Below are 22,162 nucleotides of genomic sequence, written 5' to 3'. Positions count from 1 at the left end.
GAGAAACATGCACCACACGAAATTTGCCGGAAGATTTGCGCTTCTTATCGTCATCGGCCTTTTCGGCCCACCAAGTCCGCGGCCGAGCGAGGCAGAAGAGCCGCTCAATCTCGACGATTTTCAGCTGACCTTTGCCGAAGACTTCAACACGCTCGATGCTTCGGCCTGGGGCGAGAACGGATCGCGCTGGATCGCGCATACACCGTGGAATGGCGATTTCGGCGATGCTCAGTTTACCGACCCGATGGACGGTTTCCCTTTTACGGTCAATGACGGCATCTTGCGGATCGAGGCTCGGAAGGATGCGGATGGTAAGTGGCGCTCCGGCCTGCTTGCCTCTACCAATCCGAAGGGCGAAGGCTTCTCTCAGACGTTCGGTTATTTTGAAGCGCGTATGAAGCTGCCGCCCGGCAAGGGCGTCTGGCCGGCTTTCTGGCTGATCGGCCTCGATCGGTCCAAATTTACCTCGGAAATCGACGTGATCGAATATTACGGCCGTGCGCCCGGCGAGTTCAGCATGGGCTATCATGTCTGGCGCCCGAGCAACCAGCACACGACGGACGGCCATCTGACGAATGTGCCCGAAGGCTCGCTCAGCAGCGACTATCACACTTTTGGCGTCGATATCGGCCCGCAGAAATCAACATTCTATCTGGATCGCAATCCCCTTTGGAGCTTCGATACGCCGCCGGAATTCCACATGCCCTTCTATCCGCTGGTCAATCTTGCGCTCGGCTCAGGCTGGCCGATCGATGAAACGCCGAACCCGTCCTATCTGCTGGTCGATTACATCCATGTCTATCAGCGCAAGAACCTGATTTCGGCCAAAAACAATTAGGGCCGGATGGCGGTCTGCGAGCGTTTGAGCGCGTCGAGTACGATGCCGGTCAACCGGCGCGATGGGGAGCTGCGCGGCCACAGCATCCCGACCTCACGCGGTGGAAAGGGCACAGGCAGTTCGAGGATAGCGAGGTTGAGGCCTTCCGGCCAGGGTCTTGCCCAGTCCGGCACCAGAGAGACGCCGAGCCCATTGGTGACCATGACCGAGATCGCTTCGAGGGAATCGAGTTCCAGACGTTCAGCCGGCTTCAAACCCTGTCTTTGAAGATATTCGTCGGCAAGGCGGCCGCCCCAGTTGTTCCGGTCGTAGCGGATGAAGGGGCGGGTCTTCAGGAGCGCGTGCGGGTTCTCGCCCCGGCAATCGGCAGGCGCTACGAGAACCAGACGTTCGGCCCGCAGCAGTTCCCATTCCAATGTTTTCGGTATCGAAAAAGGTGGCTTTACGATGATTGCCGCGTCGATATCCCGGTCTATCAGCCGCTGGTAGAGATCGGTCGACGGGCCTGGCAGCAGGAAAACCTCGACCAGCGGCATACTGGCGAAGACTTCATGCAGGGCTGAGGGCAGCAGTCCGGTCAGCGCTGTCGTGATGGCGCCGAGACGAAGCTCGCCGGAAGGCAGATCGGCATTGGCAAGGCTGCGCAGATCGCGGACCTCTGCGAGGATCCTGCGGCTCTTTTCGATGATGGCGTGGCCGGTATCGGTCGGGCGGACACGGCGGCCAACCCGGGTCAGCAGCGGCACGCCGACATCGTCTTCCAGCGCCTGCATGCGCTGGGCGACCGCGGCCGGCGTGATGCCGAGGCGACGGGAGGCTTCGGCCAGCGATCCGAGTTCGGCAACCAGCAGGAAGGTATCGAGAAAGCGCGTTTCCATAAGAAAAGTTTTTCTATCTTCTGAAACTGGAAAAAGCGAGATTTTTCTTCTTTTCGTGATCGCCATAATGCTGACGAAACCGGAGTATCTGCCTTGGATATGCAATTGAATGGAAAGACCGCGCTGGTGTTCGGCGCTGGTGGTGGTTTGGGTGGCGCGATTGCCCGGTCGCTGGCCTCGGAAGGCGTTCGCGTCGCCGTTGCCGATATCGATGAAGCCGCGGCCAGGAAGACGGCGGAAGGCATCGTTTCCGCTGGAGGGAAGGCGCTGGCGATCGGCTGGGATATCGCCGATCTCTCTGTTATCGAGGCGAGGCTGGCTGTGATCGCCGATACTTTTGGGGCCGTCGATATCCTCGTCAACAATACGGGCGGACCGCCACCAACACCGGCCTCCGGTCAATCGGCGGAAACCTGGTCGAAATATTTCGACATGATGGTGCGTTCGGTGATTGCCGTGACGGATGCCGTATTGCCCGGCATGAAGGCGCGCGGTTGGGGCCGTGTCATTACGTCCACGTCATCTGGCGTCGTGGCGCCGATCCCCAATCTGGGTATTTCCAACAGCCTGCGTCTGGCGTTGGTCGGCTGGTCGAAGACGCTCGCCCGTGAGATCGGCCGCGATGGGATTACCGCCAATATCGTGCTGCCGGGGCGCATCGCGACCGGCCGCATTACTTTCCTCGACGAGCAGAAGGCGAAGCGCGAAAACCGGCCGGTGGAAGAAGTGACGGCGGAGAGCACAGCCGCCATTCCTGTCGGGCGTTACGGCCGGCCGGAGGAATATGGCGACACGGTTGCTTTTCTCGCCAGCCCGCGCGCATCCTATATTACCGGCTCCGTCATCCGCATCGACGGCGGCCTCATCCAGAGCATATGAGGTGCAATCCATGTCTCTAGATCCAGCCGTTATCGAAACTCTGAAGGGCGTCTCCACGGCGACTCTGACAACCGTGCTTCTGAAAAAGGGGCTCAGGAATGTCTGGATGCGCGGTACAAAGCCGCTAAGGCCGGGCCAGGAGCGGGTGGTCGGCCCAGCCTTCACGCTGCGTTTCGTACCGGCGCGTGAGGATCTGGCAACGCCCGAAAGCTGGGCTTCGCCGATCTCCACGCGGGCGGCGATCGAGGATATGCCCGAGGGATGCATCGCCGTGGTCGATGCGATGGGGGTGCAGGATGCCGGTATCTTCGGCGATATTCTGTGCGCCCGGATGATGAAGCGTAAGGTCGCGGCCTTGGTCAGCGATGGTGTGGTGCGCGATCTGGAAGGGGTGCTTGCGAGCGAGTTGCCCGTCTGGTGCGATGGCATGGCTGCGCCGCCCTCGGTCGCCGGGCTGACCTTCGTCGGCTGGCAACAGCCGATCGCCTGCGGTGGTGTTGCTGTTTTCCCCGGCGATATCGTCGTTGCGGACAAGGACGGCGCCGTGCTTATCCCAGCCGCCTTGCTCGATGCGGTGCTTGCCGAAGCGCCGGAACAGGAGCGCATGGAAGGCTGGATCATGACCGAAATCGACCGGGGCGTGCCTCTGCCTGGTCTCTATCCCATGAACGCGGAAACGAAGGCACGCTATCAGGCGTGGAAGGATGCACAATGAGCTTCGGAACTGACGCAAAGGGCGTCTATGCAATTGCGACCACGCCATTCCTGCCTGATGGTACTCTCGACGCGCCTTCAATCGACAAGTTGACCGACTTCTATCAGGACAGCGGCGTTACCGGCATGACCATCCTCGGGATCATGGGCGAGGCTCCGAAGCTTGAGCCGGCGGAATCGCGAGCAATCATTCGCCAGGTGGTCGGCCGTTCAAGAGTGCCGGTCGTTGTCGGCGTCTCTGCACCTGGCTTTGCGGCGATGCGTTCGCTCGCCCGCGATGCGATGGACATGGGGGCTGCCGGCGTGATGATCGCGCCGACGCCGGCGCTTCGCACCGATGAGCAGATCGTCCAGTATTTTGCGCAGGCTGTTGAGGCCGTCGGCACTGACGTTCCGTGGGTGCTACAGGATTATCCACTGACGCTGACGGTCGTCATGTCGGCCAGCGTGGTTGCCAAGATCATTTCCGATCATCCCTCCTGCGTCATGCTCAAGCACGAGGACTGGCCGGGGCTGGAGAAGATCTCAAAGTTGCGCGCCATGCAGAAAGCCGGCGAGCTTCGGCCCTTCTCGATACTCTGCGGCAATGGCGGCATGTTCCTCGATTTCGAGCCGGAGCGTGGTGCTGACGGCGCCATGACCGGCTACGGTTTCCCGGACATGCTTGTCGAACTGGTCAATCTGTTTGCTGCGGGAAAACGCGATGAGGCGCATGATCTCTTTGATGCCCATCTGCCGCTGATCCGCTACGAGCAGCAGCTCGGCGTCGGCCTTGCCGTCCGCAAGCATGTTCTCATGCGCCGGGGCGTCATCACCTCGGATGCGCAGCGCAAGCCTGGAAGCGCGCTCAGTGCAACGGCACGGGCTGAGGTCGACTACCTGCTGCGCCGCCTTGCGCGGCACGATCCTCGCGCACCGGTCTGACGAACAAGGCTCCCCGCGGCAAAGCGGGGAGCCTTGTTGTTCAAAATGCACCGCCGCTCGCTCGATGGCGGCGCTCGCCTGCGAGGCAATGTGTAAGCAGTCGTTCTCGCCCTACTTCGGAGAATTCAGAACCCGGACCGGTTTTCCGTCGATCCACGCGGCGATATCCTCCACGGCATCCCGATAGAAGATGCGATAGGTTTCCTCCGTCACATAGCCGAGATGCGGGGTCGCCACGACATTGGCGAGCCGCCGGAACGCGTGGTTTGCGGGTAGGGGCTCCTCGTCGAAGACATCAAGGCCGGCGCCGCCGAGATGGCCGCTTTCCAGTGTTGTGACCAGTGCCTGCTCGTCGACAAGTGGTCCCCGGGATGTGTTGAGAATTATGGCACCCGGTTTCATGCGGTCGAGTTCGCGCTTGCCGATGATGCCTTTTGTTTCAGCATTGAGGGTGAGATGCAGCGTGACGATATCGGCGGCGGATAGCAGTTCATCGAGGGAGGCGGCGTAGCCGATGCCGAGATCGGCACTTTTCTGCGGCGTGTTGGAGCGCGACCAGCCGATGACGTTCATGCCGAAGGTGCGGCCGTAAGTGGCGACCTGCTGGCCGAGCTTGCCGAGGCCGACGACGCCGAGTGTCAGCCCCCTGAGGTCGCGCCCGACGGAGAGTTGCCACGGATTTTGCGCTGCGCGGAAGTTGGCGACTTCCGAGGGGATATGGCGAACCAGCGCCATCAGCAGCGCCCAGGTGAGTTCAGCGGCTGAGCCGACAAAACCGCGCGTGCCGGCAACCGTGATGCCGAGGCGGGTGGCAGCGGCCATGTCGATCGAGGCATTGGCCATGCCGGTCGTGATCAGCAGTTTCAGCTTCGGCAGCCGACCGAGGCGTTCGGCGTCGAAAGGGGTGCGTTCCCGCATGGCGATGATGATGTCATAGTCCGCCAGCCGGCCGATCAGCGTGTCGGTATCGGCTATATGGTCGTCGAAACGATTGATCTCGACCTTCCCCTCGATGCCGCTCCAGTCGGCCATGGAGAGGGCGACGCGCTGGTAATCATCGAGAATGGCACAGCGTAAAGGCATTCGAAGAACTCCATGAAATATCGGTGTTTGGCGCCCTGGTCAGAGAACCATTATCGCATATTCCGAGGATATGGTGGCCGCTCGCGCAATCGTGAGAGAGGCATAGGCTAGTCGAGTTCTGCCGAATGCTCCCTGAGCAAAGCCAGAAACTCCGCCTGAAGGGCCGTCGGCAGCCAATGGCGGCGCAGCGTGACACCGACGGGGCGGCGCGAATCCGGCAGCGGATAATCCATCGCGGCGAGAAAGCCTGCCTCTAGCTCATAGCGGATCTGATGGCGGGAGAGCAGGGCGAGGTGATCGGACTTCAGGAGCACGCCCCTGATGGCATTGAGCGAGCCGGTCTCGACGCTCTGGCGGGCAGGCTTGTCCTTCGGAAAGGTTGCTGCCACGGTGTTGAAGGTTTCGCGCGAGGGCGTGTCGCGGCGGGCGACGACCCAGGGGTAGTTTGCGAGATCGTCAGGGGTGATCTCCCGGCGCTGCGTCAGGGGATGGTTGGCCCGTCCGACGACGCTGAGATCGAAATCGAAGAGCGGTTCCTGATGCAGCGTTTTCGAGATGAGGCTTCTGCGCAGCGCGCCGACGAGGATATCGATACGGCCGCGCTCGAGATCGTCGATCAGCACCCCGTAGCTGCCCTCCACGATTTCGAAGCGCGCGAGCGGATAGCGGCTGGCGAGAAGTGCGACTACGTCGGGCACCAGGAAGGTTCGGGTCAGTGGCAGGGTGCCGATCGAGATACGGCCGGCATAGTGATTGCGTGCCTCCAGCAGCTCGTGGCGAAGGTTTTCGAATTCAGAAATCGCCAGGTTGAACCAGCGGGCGGCGGAAAGGCCTGCAGCCGTCAGGCGGACATTGCGACCGGAATTTTCGAAAAGGGAAATGCCGATGATGGCTTCGGCTTCGCGAGCGGCGCGTTGTACGGCCGGTTCCGATTGCTCCAGCGTGCGGGCAGCGGCGCTGAAGCTGCCATGTTCGGCAAATGTCGCAATGGCGCGCAGGTGCGGCCATGTGAGGCGCATCTCGATAACGCCGATTGCCGCTTTTGGCGCTGGTCCACAGGCCTGACGGATAAGACCAAGAAGGCGACGGAACCGCTGTTGGGCGATCTTGCCTTCTGCCGTCAGCGTCATGGCGTCGCGTTCGACCAGGGTTGCGTCCAGAAGCTCTTCCAGCCGCCGCAAGGCCTGGGATGCTGCAGGCTGGGTGATACCGAGAATGGCTGCGGCTGATGTCAGCGAGCCGGTCTCGGCGCAGGCGACGAACAGCCTGATATGTCTGATATTTGGATGGTTGGGCGTCGGCATGGCTCTTCCTGAGGACCCGGGGAGGGGCTTCTCAGGGTAGCGCGACCGATGTTTCGACGGAACGGTGTTTGTTCATCCAGTCTGCCGCCACCTGGATGCCGCCGAGCGGGAAGATATGCAGTTGGCCGATGAGGCTTTCAGGCTTTTCTGCTTTGTAATCGGCAAAGGCAGCGACCAGATCGGTCGGCTCGTAGGGCAAGAGCAGCTTGCTCATGTCCATGGCGCGCTTCTGCAGCACCTTGATCGAGGGGCCAATGCCGCAGGAGATTGCGTACTTGATCAATGTCTGCAGCTTGGCTGGACCGGCAATGCCGACATGAATGGGCATGGTGACGCCGGCTGCCTGGATGCGTTCCGCCCAGTCGATGACAGGCTGAGGATCGAAGGTGAATTGAGTGGTGATGGCAAGCTGCGCATCGGTACGCGAGGCGAAATCCTGTTTCCAGAGCAGTGCCCGATCGGCCAGGGCAGTTGATCCGTCCGGATCGACATCACGGCTGCCTTCCGGATGACCGGCAAAATGCAGATGCGTGAAGCCGTGATGGTCGAAAAGCCCGGTCTCGATCAATTGTGTGGAACTGTGAAAATCGCCTACAGGCGTGTTCCTGCCGCCACCGAGCAGGAGAGCCTGGCGGACATCGGCTTCGCCCCGATATCGTTCCAGCCAGTCCGCCAATGTGCTGACATCAGGAATACTGCGGGCCGGGAGATGCGGCATGACTGCAAACCCTTGTGCGCTTAGCCGCCTTGCCGTCGCCACCATATCATCGATCGGGGTGCCGTCGAGATGAGCGATATAGACTCGGGTCCCCGTCGGCAGGAATGCACGAAAGTCATCGATCTTAGCGGCCGTACGTGGCATGACCTCGATCGACCAACCCTCGATCATGTCTGCGAATTCCGGCTCAGGAGTGCGTTCCCTGGATTTGCCGGCAAAATTCAACAACGCCATTTCATCACTCCCTTCGGCACCCCTCTGCGCCTCTCAAAATGTATACATAAAGAAATCTATTTCAATCCAGATGAGTCAATTTCGGGTGAAATTGCGATAAATCTGCAGATATCTCGATCTATAGGTATTCATTTAACTCGAAAAGAACAGGAACGTGCCTGTCGTGTAGGCGGCGCATTCGCTCCGGCAGCGTCAAGAAATCCGGGCAGGGCCGCTAAAGGCGGCATCGAGGGCCCCGACAATTATATCGAGCTGAAAACCATCCATTTTGTCTAGGTGCGGGCGGGGTGGACGGTCGCTAGAGCAGGGCTTGGCAGCCGTCCTTTCAGCCCACTTCTGCCCCTATCTGTAACCTCAGCTTATGACCCGTCAGCAGAACGAAGTTGCCTGCTGCTGCCAACCTTCCTAGTATTTTCAATGGCAGGCGGACGTGGAGGCGTTCGCCTGCGAGGAGGATCATCATGAGATTTTTGAAAGCTGGTGAGGCCATCGCCTGGGAGCCTGCCGGATGACCGAGCCCTGTTTTGACGTCGCCCATCTCGGTCATGTGGAGCTCTACAGCGACCGTTTCGATGAGAGCCTGGATTTCTTCACAAGGGTCTATGGGCTCACACCCAGCCTGATCGAAGATGGCGTCGCCTATCTGCGCGCCTTCGATGATTATGAATTTCATACGTTGAAGCTGGTGCGCCATCACACGACGGGCGTCGGCCATGTCGGCTACCGCACGTCGTCTCCGGAAGCTCTGGAGCGGCGTGTGAAGGTGATCGAGGAAATGGGCTGTGGCCTCGGCTGGGTGGATGGCGATGCGGGACATGGCCGCGCCTATCGCTTTACCGATCCGGACGGTCATATTTTCGAGCTCTATTACGACACGCATGTCTATGAGGCGCCCGAAGGGGAGCGTCCAGCGCTGAAGAATATCGCCCAGCGCTATCATGGGCGCGGCGCCAGTCCGCGCCGGCTCGACCACCTGAACCTGCTCGCAAGCGATATCAGGGCAATCCGCGACTTCATGACGAAAGCGCTTGGCAGCCGGGTGACGGAGCAGATCCAGCTTGACAATGGCCGGCTTGGAGGCTGCTGGTTCACGGTCAACAACAAGACCTATGACATCGCCTATTCCGAGGACCATACCGGTGCGAAGGGTCGCTTCCATCACGTGACCTACGCGGTCGACCAGCGCGAGGACATTCTGCGCGCGGCCGATATCTTTCTGGAGAACGGCGTCCATATCGAAACCGGGCCGCACAAGCATGCGATCCAGGGCACCTTTTTCCTCTACGTCTGGGAGCCGGCGGGCAACCGTGTCGAGCTCGCCAATGCCGGCGCTCGGCTGATCCTCAGCCCCGATTGGCCGACCGTGACCTGGACAGAGACGGAGCGCAAGAAAGGCCAGGCCTGGGGCCTGAAAACGATCGAGACATTTCACACGCATGGCACGCCCCCCGTGGCGACGAAGGACTAGTTCATGGCAAAGACGGCCTTGGTCATCAGCGCGCATTCGGCGGATTTCGTCTGGCGCTGCGGCGGTGCGATCGCACTGCATCAGGAAAAAGGCTACGAGGTGACGGTCGTGTGCCTCTCCTACGGCGAGCGTGGCGAGAGCGCCAAGCTCTGGAAGAATGCCGGGATGACCCTGGAAAAGGTAAAGGCAGGGCGGCGTATCGAAGCGGAAAATGCGGCGAAGGCGCTTGGCGTGCACGATATCCAGTTCTTCGATCTCGGCGACTATCCGCTGGTCGTGGATCAGGAGGCAAAGTATCGGCTGGTCGATGTGATCCGTGCCGTGCAGCCGGAATTCATGCTCAGCCACTCCAAGTGGGATCCCTATAATACCGACCATATGTACGCGACACAGGTGGCGCTCGAAGCGCGGATGATCGCGCAGGCCTGGGGGCATAAGCCCGGCGAGAAGGTCCTTGGCGCGCCGCAGCTCTATCTCTTCGAGCCGCATCAGACAGAGCAGATGGAATGGAAGCCCGACGTCTTCCTCGATATTTCACCGGTCTGGGAGAAGAAATGGGCGGCGATCCAGTGCATGGAGGGACAGGAGCATCTCTGGCACTATTACAGGAATGTCGCCGAGAACCGCGGCAATCATTTCATGCGCAATTCCGGCGGCCAGTCGGGCGGCCGCAAGGCAACACATGCCGAGGGCTTCCAGTCGGTGTTCCCGCGAACGGTGGATGAACTCTGATGGGCGTCGTCGTTCAGAACATCGAGAGGGCGGAACAATCCGTTATCGATCGTCTCGCTGCCTGCGGGGTGGCGACCGTGCATGAGGCGCAGGGCCGCAAGGGCCTGCTCGCAAGCTACATGCGACCGATCTATCCGGGTGCGAGGATTGCGGCGAGCGCGGTGACTATTTCCGCCCCTCCGGGCGACAACTGGATGCTCCATGTGGCTATCGAGCAGATCAGAGCGGGTGATATCCTGCTGCTTGCGCCAACCAGCCCCTGCGAGGACGGTTATTTCGGCGATCTTCTGGCGACGTCTGCCATGGCGCGTGGCTGCTGCGGGCTGGTGATCGATGCCGGCGTACGCGATGTTGCCGATCTCAAGACGATGAACTTTCCCGTTTGGTCGAAGGCGATCTCTGCGCAGGGGACGGTCAAGGAGACGCTAGGCTCGGTCAATATTCCCGTCGTCTGCGCCGCTGCACTGGTCAATCCAGGTGACGTGATCGTTGCCGACGATGATGGCGTCTGTGTCGTGCGGCGGGAGGAGGCTGCTGACGTTGCCGGCAAGGCCGAGCAGCGGGTCGCGGCGGAAGAGGAGAAGCGCCGGCGGCTTGCCGCAGGCGAACTCGGGCTTGATATCTACAAGATGCGCGAACGGCTGACGGAGAAGGGGCTGAAATATGTCTAGGGCCGCCGCGCAAGACGGCGTTCGCTGCATGTGGATGCGCGGCGGCACCTCCAAGGGCGGTTATTTCCTGGCTGAGGATCTGCCCGAGGATCGCGATGGATTTCTGCTGCGCGTGATGGGCTCGCCCGATCCGCGACAGATCGACGGCATGGGAGGTGCCGACCCGCTGACCTCTAAGATCGCTGTCGTCCAGCGGTCCGAGAGGCCCGGCGTCGATATCGACTATCTTTTCCTGCAGGTTTATGTCGACGAGCCCATCGTCACCGATGCGCAGAATTGCGGTAATATCCTTGCCGGCGTCGGGCCTTTTGCCATTGAGCGCGGCCTGATCGAGGCCGAGGATGAGCAGACCGAAGTCCGCATCTTCATGGAAAATACCGGGCAGGTCGCCACCGCCAAGATCGCCACGCCGGATCGCCGTGTGACCTATGCGGGTGACGCTCGTATCGACGGCGTGCCGGGCACGGCGGCGGCGGTGCCGATCACCTTTGCAGATACGGCAGGTTCAAGCTGTGGAGCCCTGCTGCCGACCGGCCATGCCGTCGATATCATCGAGGGTGTCGCATGCACGTTGATCGATAATGGAATGCCCTGTGTCGTCATGCTCGCCAGCGATCTCGGCATCGATGGGACGGAAACGCCTGATACGCTCGAAGCCGATGGAAACCTCAAAGCAAAACTTGAGGCGATCCGGTTGAAGGCAGGGCCGATGATGAATCTTGGCGATGTCGCGAAGAAATCCGTGCCGAAGATGACCATGGTTTCGTCGGCAAGAGCTGGTGGCGCGATCTCGACACGCACCTTCATTCCGCATCGCTGCCATGATGCGATCGGCGTGCTCGGCGCCGTCAGTGTGGCGACGGCCTGCCTGCTGCCCGAAGGGCCGGCGGCAAAACTGGCTGTCGTGCCCGATGGCAACGAGAAACTGATCTCGGTCGAGCATCCGACCGGGGAGATGAGTGTGGTCGCGACCGTCAGGGACGGTGTCGTGACCGATGCTGCAGTGCTGCGGACCGCCCGTAAGCTTTTCGACGGATATGTCTTTGCGTGAATGCTGCTGCACTTTGTTGCTGATCAACAAGGACAGGCCGTCATATCCGCAAAACAGGAGGCTGAGATGAGGATCGGGTTTCTAGGTTACGGCGAAGCGGCGCGAGCTTTTCACGAGGGCTTGAGCCGGCCGGGCCTGAGCTTCATCGCCTATGATATCCTGCTTGCCTCGGGCGGCGAGGCCGTGCGCGAAGCGATGCGGAACCGCGGCGCCGATATTTCCGAGACCATTGCGGGGCTCTCGGAAGCGGACTGGGTGTTCAGCGCCGTGACTGCCGACCAGAGCCTGCTTGCGGTCGAACCGCTGCTGCCGCATCTGCGTCAGGGGCAGGTGGTGATCGATATCAATTCCGTGTCTCCCGGCCGAAAACGGGGGACAGCTCTCGCTGTAGAAGCGGCGGGCGGCGATTATCTCGACATGGCGGTCATGGCGCCGGTTCACCCGCGCAAGCACCAGACGCCCGTACTGCTCGCCGGTGCTCCGGCTGAGCGGCTGTTGCCGGAGCTTCTGGGTTTCGGCTTTTCGGCAGAGATTGCGGGGCCGGCAGCCGGTGCTGCAACAGCGATCAAGATGGTACGTTCGCTATTTGTGAAAGGGCTGGAGGCGATCACTGTCGAGGCCTTGCTCGCAGCAAAGGCATCCGGCTGTTACGAGGAAATCCTCTCTTCGCTTTCAGGGTCTTTTCCTGGTCTCAACTGGCCGCAATTTGCCGAATACCAGATGGAGCGTACGACGCGGCACGGGCGTCGGCGAGCGGCGGAGATGCGCGAAAGCGCTGCGACGCTCGATGCGCTTGGGCTTCGAGGCGGCTTGGCGATGGAGATTGCCGAGGTGCAGGAGCGCATGGGTGCTTGCGGCCTCGGCCAGACTGGCGAGCTGGAAGAAACTGTCCGACGTGCGCTGGAATTGCGGTTGAGGCCTCACAGGGGATGAGCATCCGAGGTCGGGATCGTAAGGCCCGGATGAGGGGGCCGTAGCTCACAAGCGACCGTCCCTCTCGGTCCGATCGTTCCCTCTCTTGCTTTGCCAGCCCCCTCATCTGCCCCTCTCCGGGGCACCCCTCCCGCTCGTGGCGGAACTAAAACTCTATGTCCTCGGTGTCATCGGATCACGGATGCGTCCGGCCTGGAATGTCGCAGGCAATGGCGTGAGTTCGATCTTTGCCACAATGCCTGCCCTGTTGAAAGGGTCGCCCTCTGCAAAGGCTGTCGCTTCGGCGATACCAGCCGTTTCCAATATGCCGAAATTGCCGATCGAGGTCCCGCCGTCATCGAGCAGGGCAGAGCCGATCAGCACCGTAGCGAGGCCTTCACCGCCGGATTGCACCCAGGCGCGATGGGCCGGGCGGTGCAGGTCGCGGGCGCTATCCTGCCCGGAATGGTGCAAGCAGCGCATGAGGAAGAAGGCGGGCATCAAGCGGCGTTTTCCAGAACGATCATGCCGGCACCGGTCATGGAGGCAGGGGCATGATAGTGCTTGTGGACGAGGTTTACCTGCTCGTTCATGGCGGCACGCATGACCAGCCACATGATGAGCTCTGCGCCTTCAGAACCGAACTGCTCGACATAATCCTCGCGGCTCATGGCGCGATAAGGTTCAGGATTGGCAGCAATGCCGTCCAGCCAGGCGCGATCCGCCGTCTGGTTGATGAAGCCGGCGCGGGCGCCTTGAAGCTGATGCGACAGGCCGCCGGTGCCGAGGATGACGACGCGTTCGTCACCCGGCCAGCTTTCGATCGCCTCGCGCAATACCTTGCCCATTTCCCAGCAGCGCTGCGGGGTGGGGATCGGATACTGGATCGTGTTGACCCAGATCGGCAAAACCTTGACCGGCCAACGCTCCGGCCGGCCGAAGAAGAGTTCCATCGGCACCTGCAGGCCGTGATCGACCTCGATCTCGCGGCAGACCAGCGGATCGAAGTGGCGCTCGACCAGCTTGTCGACGAAGTGCCAGGAAAAATCGACCGCACCTTCGAAGGCGGGAATGGACCGTGGTCCCCAGCCTTCATCGACCGGCCGATAGGTTTCCGCCACGCCGACGGCAAAGGTCGGCACGCGGTCGAGGAAGAAGCTGTTGCCGTGATCGTTGAAGACGACGACGGCGATATCGGGCTTCGCCTCGCGCATCCATTGCTTGCCTGCCTCGTAGCCATCGAAGAAAGGCTTCCAGTCCGGCGTGTCGCGCAGGCCCTTGTCGAGTGCTGCGCCGATCGAGGGAACGTGGCTCGTTCCGAGGCCGCCGATGATCTTAGCCATTTCTTTTCTTTCCCAGTCTTTCGTAGAGGAAATCCTCATGCGACATGCCGGCCTGTGCAGCGCCGATCTGAGTGATCGGTGTCGGGTCGACGGCGGCGATCTTCAGGATGAAGAACAGGTTGCCGCCGAGGCGCACCATCTCGTGCCAGTCACGGTTTTTGACGGCGGCTTTTTCCTCATCGTCCAGGCCGAAGCGGGCAAGATAGGCATCCTCATCCGCCTTGAAGGCGTCGCGGTTAGCAGGCTGACCAAGCGCCATCGCCATCTTGTTGAGCTGGTAGCCACGGATCGAGCCGGCCCGGTCGAAGAGCGGCGTATCGGGAATGGTCGCGGTATTCTCAAGCATAATTCCTCCAAATCTGCGCGTCAGCCAGCTGGCGATTGCGGCCGTAACTTCGACTGGCCGCTCTACGGGTGCGAAGTGCCCGGCATCTTCGATGATGACGAGTTCTGTATCGGATGCCGCGTCCGCGATTTCCTGATGCTGGACGATCGGGCTCCAACCATCGTGGCGCGCTGCGACAAGCAGAATGGGACAGCCGAGTTCGGCTATATAGGCGCTAGCGTTCGGCCGGTTGATCAATGCGCGGATCTGCCGCTCATGCATATCGGGGTCGGCTCGCAGCACCATGGCGCGCAGGCTCGCGATGAGTTCCGCATCCGTCAGCCGAGCTGGGCTCAGCATGGGCGGCAGCCACTCGTCGGCCAGTTCTTCCATGCTGCGGTGGCCAAGGTCGATCATCTGCTGGCGTCTGATTTCCTCGCCGTCGCGTTTCGGGTGATGGCCGGTATTGGCGAGCACCAGGCCGCGCATGCGGTCCGGTGCGATACGTGCCATTTCCATGGCGACGCGCCCGCCCATGGAGTGGCCGACCGCAATGAGATCGCCGTCGGTGGCAGCGAGAATGCTTTCCGCCATGGTCGGTATCGAGGAGGTGCGAGAGACGTCGGCTGCATGCACCGCCATGTGCTGCGCGACAGCCTCGGCAAGTGGCGCCCATACAATGCTGTCGGACACGAGCCCCGGAATGAGCACGAGCGTTGCCATCGATTTTCCTCCCGCAAGACAGACATCATAAATGTATACATTGTGTCAAGGGATTGGCGGATATGGCTATGATAATTGCCGTACTTTGCGGACATTACCTCTGATATGCATACAAATCTGTGCTAGAGTGATGGCTTGAAGCGGGGTTTTGTATGCGTTCGCGCTGTTATATACATTTAGCCGGGATTGGAGGCGCCGATGAAGCAGAGTGAAGCCGCAACGCATGGCCGTCGCGCCGTTATCGAGTTGCGGGAAAAGATTTTGAGCGGCGAACTGCAGGGCGGCACGCGCCTCTTCGAAGTGCCTTTAGCGGAGGCGCTTGATATTTCACGCACACCGGTGCGCGAGGCGATGTCGCGGCTGACGGAGGAGGGGCTGCTCGATCGTCTGCCCAATGGCGGCTTTGTGGTCCGTCGCTTCGGCTTTGCCGATGTGGTCGATTCCATCGAGGTGCGTGGCGTCATGGAAGGCATGGCGGCAAGGCTCGCTGCCGAACGAGGTGCCACACCTGATGCGCTCGAGGATATCCGGCAGACGGTGCTCAAGCTCGACGCTTGTTTCGGCGAGCAGCTCGACGATGTCGATTTCGACGCCTATTCCGACCTGAACGAAAAATTCCACCATCAGCTTGCAGCGCTTGCCGGTAGCGAGATCATTCGGCGTGAGGTGGAGCGGGCAAGTTCGCTGCCCTTTGCCTCGCCGTCGGCCTTCCTGCCCGACAAGGCTGATATCACCGCCTTCCGTCGTTCGCTGCGCTCCGCGCAGGACCAGCACAAGGCGCTCGTCAGTGCAATCGAAGCGCGCGAAGGCAGCCGCGCGGAAGCGATCGCCAGGGAGCATGCCCGCACGGCGCGGCGCAATCTTGAATACATTCTGGCGGAGGACCCAACCCTGATCGAGCAGATCAGGGGGCTTGCGCTGATTCACCGGTAATTTCAGGTAATTCGCGCTTCAACAGGGCGGCTCGTGGCCGCCCTTTTTCATTTTCGGCGCATTGAACTGGGCGCTGCGGGGAGAAAATAGGCTTGCAATCTGATCGCATTGGGCATTTCATGTATACATTATCGCATGCCAATGGGAGGATATCAGGTGGCGAGATCGAACCTATCCGAAGTTTTGAAGTCGGCCGGCAATACGGTGGAGTTGCTGCGCAATTCCAAGGTCGGCATGTATGTATACCCGGTCGTGGCGGCCGAGTTTTCCAACTGGCGTTCGGAGCAGGCCGCGTGGCGCAACTCCGCCGTCCTCTTCGATCAGTCGCACCATATGGACGAGCTGACCGTCGAGGGCCCGGACGCGGAGAAGTTCCTCGCCTATCACGGCGTCAACTCCTTCTCGAATTTCGATACGAACCGCGCCAAGCATTTCGTGCCGGTCACGCCTGCAGGTCATGTCATCGGCGATCAGATCATCTTCCGTGAGCGCGAAGACAAGTTCATCCTCGTCGGCCGTTCGCCGACCTCCAACTGGCTGATGTTCTGCGCCGCTTACGGCAAGTGGAATGTGCGCCTGAAATATGATCCGCGCTCACCCTCGCGCCCGGAAGGCGAACGCGTGCTGCGCACGCATTACCGCTACCAGATCCAGGGACCGGATGCCCCGAAGATCTTCGAGAAGATGAATGGCGGGCCGATCCCTGACATCAAGTTCTTCCATGTCGACAAGATCAAGGTCGGCTCGAAGACGGTGAATGCGCTGCGCCACGGCATGTCCGGTGCGCCGGGCCTGGAAATCTGGGGCCCTTACGAAGACAAGGCCTATATCCACTCGGTCATCATGGAATCCGCAAAGGCGGCCGGCGTCGATCTCGTTCGCTGCGGCAGCCGCGCCTATTCCACCAACACGCTGGAATCCGGCTGGATCCCGTCGCCGCTGCCGGGCATCTATACGGGTGACGGCATGCTGGCGGCCTATCGCGACTGGCTCGGCGCCGACAGCTATGAGGCAACCGGTGCCATCGGCGGCAGCTTCGTTTCCAGCAATATCGAGGATTATTACGTCACTCCGTTCGAGCTCGGCTACGACTTCTACATCGGCTGGAAGAAGGACGATTTCATCGGCAAGTCCGCGCTCGAGAAGATGAAGGGCCAGACGAGCCGCAAGAAGGTGACCTTCGAGTGGAATGCCGAAGACGTCGTCAACGTCATCGCCTCGGCCTTCCGTCCGGGCGAGGATCACTTCAAGTGGATCGATTTCCCGCAGCCGAACTATGCCTCGACCAGCGCCGACAAGATCATGCGCGACGGCAAGATGGTCGGCATGTCGATGTTCAACGGCTACAGCTACAACGAACGCTGCATGCTTTCGCTCGGCATCGTCGATGCAGATGTCGAGATCGGCGATGTCTTGACCCTCGTCTGGGGCGAGCCCGATGGCGGCTCCGGCAAGACGTCCGTCGAGCCGCACAAGCAGGCGGAAATCCGTGTGCGCGTTTCGCCCACGCCCTATGCCAGCGAAGCCCGCGAGAATTACGCCGACAGCTGGCGTAGCAAGAAGGGCTGAAATCCGACACCTCCATCCACGGTGTTAACGACGGCGCCCGGGAGGGCGCCGTTTTTTGTGGATTCGTCCCGTCGTCTTGCCTCTAGCCGTCCGTGCGCAGCAGCGCTAAAAACAGTCACACTTCCCGATCAGCGATCACTCCGATGTCACAATGACAACGCAGATATGCCCCCTGAAAATCGAATCGAACAAGGATGACAGCAGTGGCACAGGCCCAGCCGCATGAGCGAATTCAGTACATCGTCGAGGGCGGCCATCGCCTTGCCGGCGAGATCCAACCAAGCGGCAACAAGAATGCCGCCCTGCCGATCATTGCCGCCTCGCTGCTGACCGACAAGCTCGTGCATCTGACCAACGTGCCGCGCATCCGCGATGTCGAAGCACTGGTCGAGCTGATCCAATCCGTCGGCGCCAAGGCGCGCTGGCTCGGCCGCAACGAAGTCGAGATCGAGGCGAGTGATCTCAAGCCGGCTGATCTCGATCCCGGCCTCTGCGCCCGTATCCGCGCGTCGATCCTGCTTGCCGGTCCGATGCTGGCGCGCTGCGGTGAGATCACACTGCCGCCGCCGGGTGGTGATGTCATCGGCCGCCGCCGCGTCGATACACACTTTCTTGCGTTGGAGCAGCTCGGTGCCGAGATCAGCGTCAACGGTTCCTATAGTTTCCGCGCCAGACACCTGTGCGGTGCGGACGTTTTCCTGGACGAACCCTCCGTCACGGCGACGGAAAATGCGCTCTGCGCGGCAGTCGCTGCAGAAGGCAAGACGATCCTGCGCAATTGCGCCTCCGAGCCGCATGTCCAGGATCTCGCACATTTCCTCATTGCCATGGGTGCGAAGATCGAGGGCATTGGAACCAATACGATGATCATTCACGGCGGCGAGCCGCTTGGCGGCGCGTCGCATCGTATCGGCCCTGACCATAACGAAATCGGCTCGCTGATCGGCCTTGCTGCCGTCACCGGTTCTGAAATCACCATCCGCCGGGCGGGCGTGGAACATCTGCGCTCAACGCTGATGACCTTCGAGCGTCTTGGCATCCGCTGCCGCATCGAGGGCGACGATCTCGTGGTGCCGGCGGGGCAGGAGATGAAAATCCAGCCGGATTTCGGCGGGCACATTCCAAAGATCGAGGATCAGCCCTGGCCAGCATTTCCGGCAGACACCATGTCGATTGCCATTGTTACCGCCTCGCAGTGCGATGGCGTGGTGCTGATGTTCGAGAAGATGTTCGAAAGCCGGATGTTCTTCGTCGACAAGCTGATTACCATGGGCGCCCGCATAGTTCTTTGCGATCCGCATCGCGCGATCGTTGCGGGTCCGTCCAAGCTGCGCGCCGCGCAGGTGGAGAGCCCCGATATCCGCGCTGGCATGGCAATGCTGATCGCCGCCATGTGCGCCGAGGGCACCAGCGTCATCAACAATGCCCAGCAGATCGAGCGCGGCTATGAGCGGATCGAGGAGCGGCTGAACGCGCTCGGTGCGCGCATCACCCGTGTACCGCCGCGCGAGGCATAATCTCAGACGCTGAGATGTGCGTCGAGGGTCTCCGGTGAGGCGAGAAGTGCCTCGGACGTGTTGCGGTAGGTGACTGCGCCGCGTTCAAGCACGATGACCTCATCCGTCAGCGGCAGCACCTTGCGAGCCTTCTGCTCGACAATGATCGCCGACATGCCCTCACCGGTGACGATGCGGCGCAGTGCGGCCAGAAGTTCGTCGACGATGATCGGCGCGAGGCCTTCCAGCGGCTCATCGAGCAGCAGGATCTTCGGATTGAGCATCAGGGCGCGGGCGATCGCGAGCATCTGCTGCTCGCCGCCGGAGAGCTGGTTGCCGAGGTTGCGACGGCGTTCCTGCAGACGTGGGAACATCTGGTAGACGCGGCCGACATTCCATGCGCCGGGGCGGGCGCTCGCCGTCAGGTTTTCCTCCACCGTCAGCGAACGGAAGATATTGCGTTCCTGCGGCACCCAGCCGATGCCGAGCGGCGCGCGCTTTTCGGCCCTGAGCCGAGTGATGTCGCGCTGCTGCAGGTGGATGGAGCCGGCGTGGTGGGTGGTGACGCCGATAATGGTGTTGAGCAGCGTCGTCTTGCCGGCGCCGTTGCGGCCGAGCAATGCCAGCGAACGGCCTTCCTCCAGCGAGACATCCACCTTGGCAAGCACATGCGCTTCGCCGTAACCGGCGACGAGGCGTTCGATCCGCAGCAGTTCGGGCATCAGGCATCCTCCCCGAGATAGATGGCCTTCACCTGCGGGTCTTTCGAGATCTCGGCGACGGTTCCCTCGGCAAAGAGCGCTCCGGCGGCGAGTACCGAGATACGGTCTGCGAAGGAGAAGACGAGATCCATATCATGTTCGATCAGCACGACGGTGACATTGGCCGGCAGCTCGCGGACGATGCCGAGAACCTCGTGCCGCTCCTCTTCGGGAACGCCGGCGGCGGGCTCATCGAGCAGCAGCACCTTCGGCTGCATGGCAATCGCAAGGGCGATCTCCAGCAGGCGCTGCTTGCCATAGGGCAGGAGTGTCGTCGGCGTGCCCATGACATCGACCAGACGAAAGCGTTCCAGCAGTGCGGCGGCTTCATCGGCGACTTCGCGGTCGGCCGAGAGCGGCCGCCAGGCGAAGCGGCCATGGCCCTTGCGTTCGCTGATCGCCAGCATGACGGAATCGAGCGGCGTGAAATCGCCGAAGAGCTGATTGATCTGAAAGGTACGGGCAAGACCCTTGCCGACGCGGCGATAGGAAGAGACACCGGTAATGTCCTCACCAGCGAGCAGGATCTCGCCACTGTTCGGTGTCAGTACGCCGGTCAGCAGGTTGATGATCGTGGTCTTGCCGGCTCCGTTCGGGCCGATCAGGGCATGGCGGGCACCTTGGCGGATCTGCAGCGAGACATCGTTGGTGGCGATGAAGCCGCCAAAGCGCTTGACGAGATGACGGGTTTCGAGGACGAGCGTCATTTGCTTTCCTCCGCGACGGTTTGCTGCATGCCGGCTTCGCGCTTGCGGGCCGAGCCTGGTAGCAGGGTCTGCCAGCGTGTCAGGCGCTCGCGGCCGACCAGAACGATGATGATAAGCACGAGGCCGATCCAGAACATCCAGTATTGCGGCGTGATGACCGACAGCCAGTTGCGCAGGATGGAGAAGATCACCGCGCCGAAGACGCCGCCATAGAGATAGCCGGCGCCGCCGATGACCAGCACCAGCAGCACTTCGGCTGAACGGTGGAAAGCGAGCACGTCTGGCGAGACGAAGCTTGTCGTCTGGGTCAGCAGCGCGCCTGCGATACCGGCATAGGCCGCCGAGATCGTGTAGATCGCGACGATGCGGCGGGTAGGCGAGATGCCGAGCATGGAGGCGCGGCGCTGGTTGCGCTTGATCGCCTTCAGCGACAGGCCGAAGGGCGAATTGACGAGGCGACGGGCAATGTAGGTCAGAGCGACAAGCACGATAAGGCAATAGACATAGCCGGTGCGGCCCCAGAGATCGAATTCGAAATAGCCGAGGATCGGGTTGATGATGATACCGCTCAGCCCGTCAGCGCCGCCGGTAAGCCAGGCCGCCTGATTAACCACTTCGGCAAGCAGCATGGCGACGCCAAAGGTGGTCATAAGACGCGTGAGATCGGAGCCCCGCAACACGAGGAAGCTCGTCAGGAAGCCGAAGAGGGCGCTGACGAGGCCAGCCGCCAACAGGCTGATCACAGGCTCGCCGGAAACATGGATGGCAAAGAGGCCTGCTGCATAAGCGCCGAGGCCGAAGAAGGCGGTGTGGCCGAGCGAGACGATGCCGGCATAACCAAGGATTAGATCCAGAGAAACGGCAAAGAGCGCCAGGATGGCGATCTCCGTCAGGATCAGCATCTGCGATGGCAGGACGAAGATCGCGGCGATGGCCACCAGCCACAGCGCGAACTCCCAGATCTGCCAGCGTCCGGCGTGCCTCAGGAGCCCCATGGCCTCCGTGGAGGCGTTGTTGCGTTCGCCGCTCATCGGCCGCCCTCCCGGGAGAAGAGGCCATGGGGCCGGAGGATCAGCACAAGGATCATGACGGCATAGATGATGAAGGCGCCGAGTTGCGGCACGTAATATTTGCCGGCGACATCGGCGACGCCGAGCAGAAGTGCTGCGATGAACGGGCCGGTAATGGACGAGGTGCCGCCGACGGTCACGACGATCATGAAATAGATGAGGTATTTCAGCGGAAAGTTCGGATCGAGGCCGAGCAGTTCGGTGCCGAGTGCGCCACCAAGGCCGGCGAGACCGGAGCCGAGCGCGAAGGTCAGCGCGAAGATGACCGAGACATTGATGCCCATGCCGCGGGCGACGCGTCCGTCATCGACGGCCGCACGTAGCTGGCTGCCGAAGCGGGTTCGGGTGAGCGCCAGTTGCAGCGCGACCGTCAGCACCGCGCAGATGACGATGATGAAAAGCCGGTAGCGGCCGATATCGATACCGAGGAAGTCGAAGCGGCCGCTGAGTTCAGGTGGCAGGTTGATGAGTTGCTGCTGCCCGCCCATGAAATAATCGATTGCCGCGATCGCCATGAAGACGAGGCCGATCGAAAACAGCACCTGATCGAGATGTGAGGCCGAATAGAGGCGGCGGTAGAGCAGCCGTTCCAACACAATGCCGGCAAGCGCCGTGACGATGAAGGCGGCGGGCAGGCACCAGTAGAAAGAGGTGCCGTAGCTATTCATCATAATGACGGTGACGTAACCGCCTGCCATCGCAAAGGCTCCATGCGCCAGATTGACGAAATTCATCAGACCCAGCGTGACCGACAATCCGCAGGCGAGAACAAAGAGAAGCATGCCATAGGCGATGCCGTCGAACAGGATTGTCAGCATGAGACCTCACT

General features: G+C 61.3%; 23 protein-coding genes. 12 read left to right on the top strand and 11 right to left on the bottom strand.

Annotated features, from left to right (window positions below; genetic code table 11):
* The first annotated feature begins 7 nt into the window (after window positions 1-7).
* Window positions 8-838, top strand: a complete 831-nt coding sequence (locus AB4Z13_RS23450) for a glycoside hydrolase family 16 protein (protein ID WP_442206923.1) — start codon at window positions 8-10, stop codon at window positions 836-838.
* On the opposite strand, the gene AB4Z13_RS23445 is transcribed toward AB4Z13_RS23450, so the two are convergent.
* Window positions 835-1,716 carry a LysR family transcriptional regulator gene (locus AB4Z13_RS23445; protein WP_442206922.1) on the bottom strand — a complete coding sequence of 294 codons (882 nt, stop codon included), beginning with the start codon at window positions 1,714-1,716 and terminating at the stop codon, window positions 835-837. The two genes, AB4Z13_RS23450 and AB4Z13_RS23445, sit on opposite strands and share 4 nt — an antisense overlap.
* A gap of 93 nt (window positions 1,717-1,809) precedes the next feature.
* Between AB4Z13_RS23445 and AB4Z13_RS23440 the strand changes: the two genes are divergently transcribed.
* The 3 genes from AB4Z13_RS23440 to AB4Z13_RS23430 are packed head-to-tail and all read left to right on the top strand — an operon-like array spanning window position 1,810 to window position 4,233.
* Window positions 1,810-2,595, top strand: a complete 786-nt coding sequence (locus AB4Z13_RS23440) for an SDR family oxidoreductase (RefSeq protein WP_162748009.1) — start codon at window positions 1,810-1,812, stop codon at window positions 2,593-2,595.
* 10 nt (window positions 2,596-2,605) lie between these two features.
* Window positions 2,606-3,310 carry a ribonuclease activity regulator RraA gene (locus tag AB4Z13_RS23435; protein WP_113322662.1) on the top strand — a complete coding sequence of 235 codons (705 nt, stop codon included), beginning with the start codon at window positions 2,606-2,608 and terminating at the stop codon, window positions 3,308-3,310.
* Window positions 3,307-4,233: a dihydrodipicolinate synthase family protein gene (locus tag AB4Z13_RS23430; RefSeq protein ID WP_113322661.1), complete on the top strand. Its 927-nt coding sequence runs from the start codon at window positions 3,307-3,309 to the stop codon at window positions 4,231-4,233. Before AB4Z13_RS23435 ends, AB4Z13_RS23430 begins: the two co-directional genes overlap by 4 nt.
* A gap of 111 nt (window positions 4,234-4,344) precedes the next feature.
* Here the strand turns inward: AB4Z13_RS23430 and AB4Z13_RS23425 are convergent, their stop codons facing one another.
* From AB4Z13_RS23425 to AB4Z13_RS23415, 3 genes are all read right to left on the bottom strand, one after another.
* Window positions 4,345-5,316 (bottom strand): D-2-hydroxyacid dehydrogenase family protein, encoded by a 972-nt coding sequence (locus AB4Z13_RS23425; RefSeq protein ID WP_113322660.1) that lies wholly within the window; start codon window positions 5,314-5,316, stop codon window positions 4,345-4,347.
* A gap of 107 nt (window positions 5,317-5,423) precedes the next feature.
* The gene (locus AB4Z13_RS23420) at window positions 5,424-6,620 is read right to left on the bottom strand and encodes a LysR family transcriptional regulator (protein WP_113319496.1); all 1,197 of its coding nucleotides are present in this window, start codon (window positions 6,618-6,620) and stop codon (window positions 5,424-5,426) included.
* A 31-nt stretch (window positions 6,621-6,651) separates the two neighbouring features.
* Window positions 6,652-7,572, bottom strand: coding sequence for a methylenetetrahydrofolate reductase (locus AB4Z13_RS23415; RefSeq protein WP_113319497.1), 921 nt, complete (start codon window positions 7,570-7,572; stop codon window positions 6,652-6,654).
* Between the two features lie 508 nt (window positions 7,573-8,080).
* On the opposite strand from AB4Z13_RS23415, the gene AB4Z13_RS23410 reads away from it, so the two are divergent.
* The 5 genes from AB4Z13_RS23410 to AB4Z13_RS23390 all read left to right on the top strand — a co-directional run bounded on the left by AB4Z13_RS23410 (window position 8,081) and on the right by AB4Z13_RS23390 (window position 12,427).
* Window positions 8,081-9,040, top strand: a complete 960-nt coding sequence (locus AB4Z13_RS23410; protein WP_113319498.1) for a VOC family protein — start codon at window positions 8,081-8,083, stop codon at window positions 9,038-9,040.
* Window positions 9,041-9,043: 3 nt separating this feature from the next.
* Window positions 9,044-9,772: a PIG-L deacetylase family protein gene (locus AB4Z13_RS23405; protein WP_113319499.1), complete on the top strand. Its 729-nt coding sequence runs from the start codon at window positions 9,044-9,046 to the stop codon at window positions 9,770-9,772.
* Window positions 9,772-10,443 carry a 4-carboxy-4-hydroxy-2-oxoadipate aldolase/oxaloacetate decarboxylase gene (locus AB4Z13_RS23400; protein WP_310386045.1) on the top strand — a complete coding sequence of 224 codons (672 nt, stop codon included), beginning with the start codon at window positions 9,772-9,774 and terminating at the stop codon, window positions 10,441-10,443. The genes AB4Z13_RS23405 and AB4Z13_RS23400 overlap by 1 nt, the downstream gene beginning before the upstream one ends.
* Complete coding sequence (locus AB4Z13_RS23395) at window positions 10,436-11,494, top strand: 4-oxalomesaconate tautomerase (protein WP_310386043.1); 1,059 nt, start codon at window positions 10,436-10,438, stop codon at window positions 11,492-11,494. The genes AB4Z13_RS23400 and AB4Z13_RS23395 overlap by 8 nt, the downstream gene beginning before the upstream one ends.
* Before the next feature lie 66 nt (window positions 11,495-11,560).
* Entirely contained in the window at window positions 11,561-12,427 is an 867-nt protein-coding gene (locus AB4Z13_RS23390; RefSeq protein WP_113319577.1) for an NAD(P)-dependent oxidoreductase, read from the top strand.
* A 153-nt stretch (window positions 12,428-12,580) separates the two neighbouring features.
* Here AB4Z13_RS23390 and AB4Z13_RS23385 read toward each other — a convergent pair whose 3' ends face one another.
* From AB4Z13_RS23385 to AB4Z13_RS23375, 3 genes are read right to left on the bottom strand one after another with little or no spacing between them, the layout of a single operon-like run.
* Window positions 12,581-12,907 (bottom strand): YciI family protein, encoded by a 327-nt coding sequence (locus AB4Z13_RS23385; protein WP_113319501.1) that lies wholly within the window; start codon window positions 12,905-12,907, stop codon window positions 12,581-12,583.
* Window positions 12,907-13,749: a class III extradiol dioxygenase family protein gene (locus AB4Z13_RS23380; protein WP_310386039.1), complete on the bottom strand. Its 843-nt coding sequence runs from the start codon at window positions 13,747-13,749 to the stop codon at window positions 12,907-12,909. Before AB4Z13_RS23380 ends, AB4Z13_RS23385 begins: the two co-directional genes overlap by 1 nt.
* Window positions 13,742-14,797: an alpha/beta fold hydrolase gene (locus tag AB4Z13_RS23375; RefSeq protein WP_113319502.1), complete on the bottom strand. Its 1,056-nt coding sequence runs from the start codon at window positions 14,795-14,797 to the stop codon at window positions 13,742-13,744. Before AB4Z13_RS23375 ends, AB4Z13_RS23380 begins: the two co-directional genes overlap by 8 nt.
* Window positions 14,798-14,995: 198 nt before the next feature.
* Between AB4Z13_RS23375 and AB4Z13_RS23370 the strand changes: the two genes are divergently transcribed.
* The 3 genes from AB4Z13_RS23370 (at window position 14,996) to murA (ending at window position 18,816) form a co-directional block, all read left to right on the top strand.
* Entirely contained in the window at window positions 14,996-15,730 is a 735-nt protein-coding gene (locus AB4Z13_RS23370) for a GntR family transcriptional regulator (RefSeq protein WP_113319503.1), read from the top strand.
* Between the two features lie 156 nt (window positions 15,731-15,886).
* On the top strand, window positions 15,887-17,299 hold the full coding sequence (ligM, locus tag AB4Z13_RS23365; protein WP_113319504.1) for a vanillate/3-O-methylgallate O-demethylase: 1,413 nt from the start codon (window positions 15,887-15,889) through the stop codon (window positions 17,297-17,299).
* 203 nt (window positions 17,300-17,502) lie between these two features.
* Window positions 17,503-18,816: a UDP-N-acetylglucosamine 1-carboxyvinyltransferase gene (murA, locus tag AB4Z13_RS23360; RefSeq protein WP_442206921.1), complete on the top strand. Its 1,314-nt coding sequence runs from the start codon at window positions 17,503-17,505 to the stop codon at window positions 18,814-18,816.
* A 2-nt stretch (window positions 18,817-18,818) separates the two neighbouring features.
* On the opposite strand, the gene AB4Z13_RS23355 is transcribed toward murA, so the two are convergent.
* Genes AB4Z13_RS23355 through AB4Z13_RS23340 form a run of 4 tightly spaced genes read right to left on the bottom strand, consistent with a single transcriptional unit; the run spans window position 18,819 to window position 22,151 of the window.
* On the bottom strand, window positions 18,819-19,517 hold the full coding sequence (locus tag AB4Z13_RS23355) for an ABC transporter ATP-binding protein (protein ID WP_113319506.1): 699 nt from the start codon (window positions 19,515-19,517) through the stop codon (window positions 18,819-18,821).
* Complete coding sequence (locus tag AB4Z13_RS23350) at window positions 19,517-20,263, bottom strand: ABC transporter ATP-binding protein (RefSeq protein ID WP_442206920.1); 747 nt, start codon at window positions 20,261-20,263, stop codon at window positions 19,517-19,519. Before AB4Z13_RS23350 ends, AB4Z13_RS23355 begins: the two co-directional genes overlap by 1 nt.
* The gene (locus AB4Z13_RS23345; protein ID WP_113319508.1) at window positions 20,260-21,294 is read right to left on the bottom strand and encodes a branched-chain amino acid ABC transporter permease; all 1,035 of its coding nucleotides are present in this window, start codon (window positions 21,292-21,294) and stop codon (window positions 20,260-20,262) included. Before AB4Z13_RS23345 ends, AB4Z13_RS23350 begins: the two co-directional genes overlap by 4 nt.
* A complete protein-coding gene (locus AB4Z13_RS23340) occupies window positions 21,291-22,151 on the bottom strand; it encodes a branched-chain amino acid ABC transporter permease (protein ID WP_113319509.1) in 861 nt (286 codons plus the stop codon). The genes AB4Z13_RS23345 and AB4Z13_RS23340 overlap by 4 nt, the downstream gene beginning before the upstream one ends.
* Window positions 22,152-22,162: the final 11 nt, after the last annotated feature.

Source organism: Rhizobium sp. YAF28, from assembly GCF_052113285.1.
In the GTDB taxonomy this organism is placed as follows: Bacteria; Pseudomonadota; Alphaproteobacteria; order Rhizobiales; family Rhizobiaceae; genus Rhizobium.
This window is presented reverse-complemented; position numbering and strand designations above follow the sequence as displayed.

Coding starts and splice junctions, on each gene's coding strand:
- AB4Z13_RS23450 (WP_442206923.1), top strand. CDS start 8: ATGCACCACACGAAATTTGCCGGAAGATTTGCGCTTCTTATCGTCATC.
- AB4Z13_RS23445 (WP_442206922.1), bottom strand. CDS start 1,716: ATGGAAACGCGCTTTCTCGATACCTTCCTGCTGGTTGCCGAACTCGGA.
- AB4Z13_RS23435 (WP_113322662.1), top strand. CDS start 2,606: ATGTCTCTAGATCCAGCCGTTATCGAAACTCTGAAGGGCGTCTCCACG.
- AB4Z13_RS23430 (WP_113322661.1), top strand. CDS start 3,307: ATGAGCTTCGGAACTGACGCAAAGGGCGTCTATGCAATTGCGACCACG.
- AB4Z13_RS23425 (WP_113322660.1), bottom strand. CDS start 5,316: ATGCCTTTACGCTGTGCCATTCTCGATGATTACCAGCGCGTCGCCCTC.
- AB4Z13_RS23420 (WP_113319496.1), bottom strand. CDS start 6,620: ATGCCGACGCCCAACCATCCAAATATCAGACATATCAGGCTGTTCGTC.
- AB4Z13_RS23415 (WP_113319497.1), bottom strand. CDS start 7,572: ATGGCGTTGTTGAATTTTGCCGGCAAATCCAGGGAACGCACTCCTGAG.
- AB4Z13_RS23410 (WP_113319498.1), top strand. CDS start 8,081: ATGACCGAGCCCTGTTTTGACGTCGCCCATCTCGGTCATGTGGAGCTC.
- AB4Z13_RS23405 (WP_113319499.1), top strand. CDS start 9,044: ATGGCAAAGACGGCCTTGGTCATCAGCGCGCATTCGGCGGATTTCGTC.
- AB4Z13_RS23400 (WP_310386045.1), top strand. CDS start 9,772: ATGGGCGTCGTCGTTCAGAACATCGAGAGGGCGGAACAATCCGTTATC.
- AB4Z13_RS23395 (WP_310386043.1), top strand. CDS start 10,436: ATGTCTAGGGCCGCCGCGCAAGACGGCGTTCGCTGCATGTGGATGCGC.
- AB4Z13_RS23390 (WP_113319577.1), top strand. CDS start 11,561: ATGAGGATCGGGTTTCTAGGTTACGGCGAAGCGGCGCGAGCTTTTCAC.
- AB4Z13_RS23385 (WP_113319501.1), bottom strand. CDS start 12,907: ATGCCCGCCTTCTTCCTCATGCGCTGCTTGCACCATTCCGGGCAGGAT.
- AB4Z13_RS23380 (WP_310386039.1), bottom strand. CDS start 13,749: ATGGCTAAGATCATCGGCGGCCTCGGAACGAGCCACGTTCCCTCGATC.
- AB4Z13_RS23375 (WP_113319502.1), bottom strand. CDS start 14,797: ATGGCAACGCTCGTGCTCATTCCGGGGCTCGTGTCCGACAGCATTGTA.
- AB4Z13_RS23370 (WP_113319503.1), top strand. CDS start 14,996: ATGAAGCAGAGTGAAGCCGCAACGCATGGCCGTCGCGCCGTTATCGAG.
- AB4Z13_RS23355 (WP_113319506.1), bottom strand. CDS start 19,517: ATGCCCGAACTGCTGCGGATCGAACGCCTCGTCGCCGGTTACGGCGAA.
- AB4Z13_RS23350 (WP_442206920.1), bottom strand. CDS start 20,263: ATGACGCTCGTCCTCGAAACCCGTCATCTCGTCAAGCGCTTTGGCGGC.
- AB4Z13_RS23345 (WP_113319508.1), bottom strand. CDS start 21,294: ATGAGCGGCGAACGCAACAACGCCTCCACGGAGGCCATGGGGCTCCTG.
- AB4Z13_RS23340 (WP_113319509.1), bottom strand. CDS start 22,151: ATGCTGACAATCCTGTTCGACGGCATCGCCTATGGCATGCTTCTCTTT.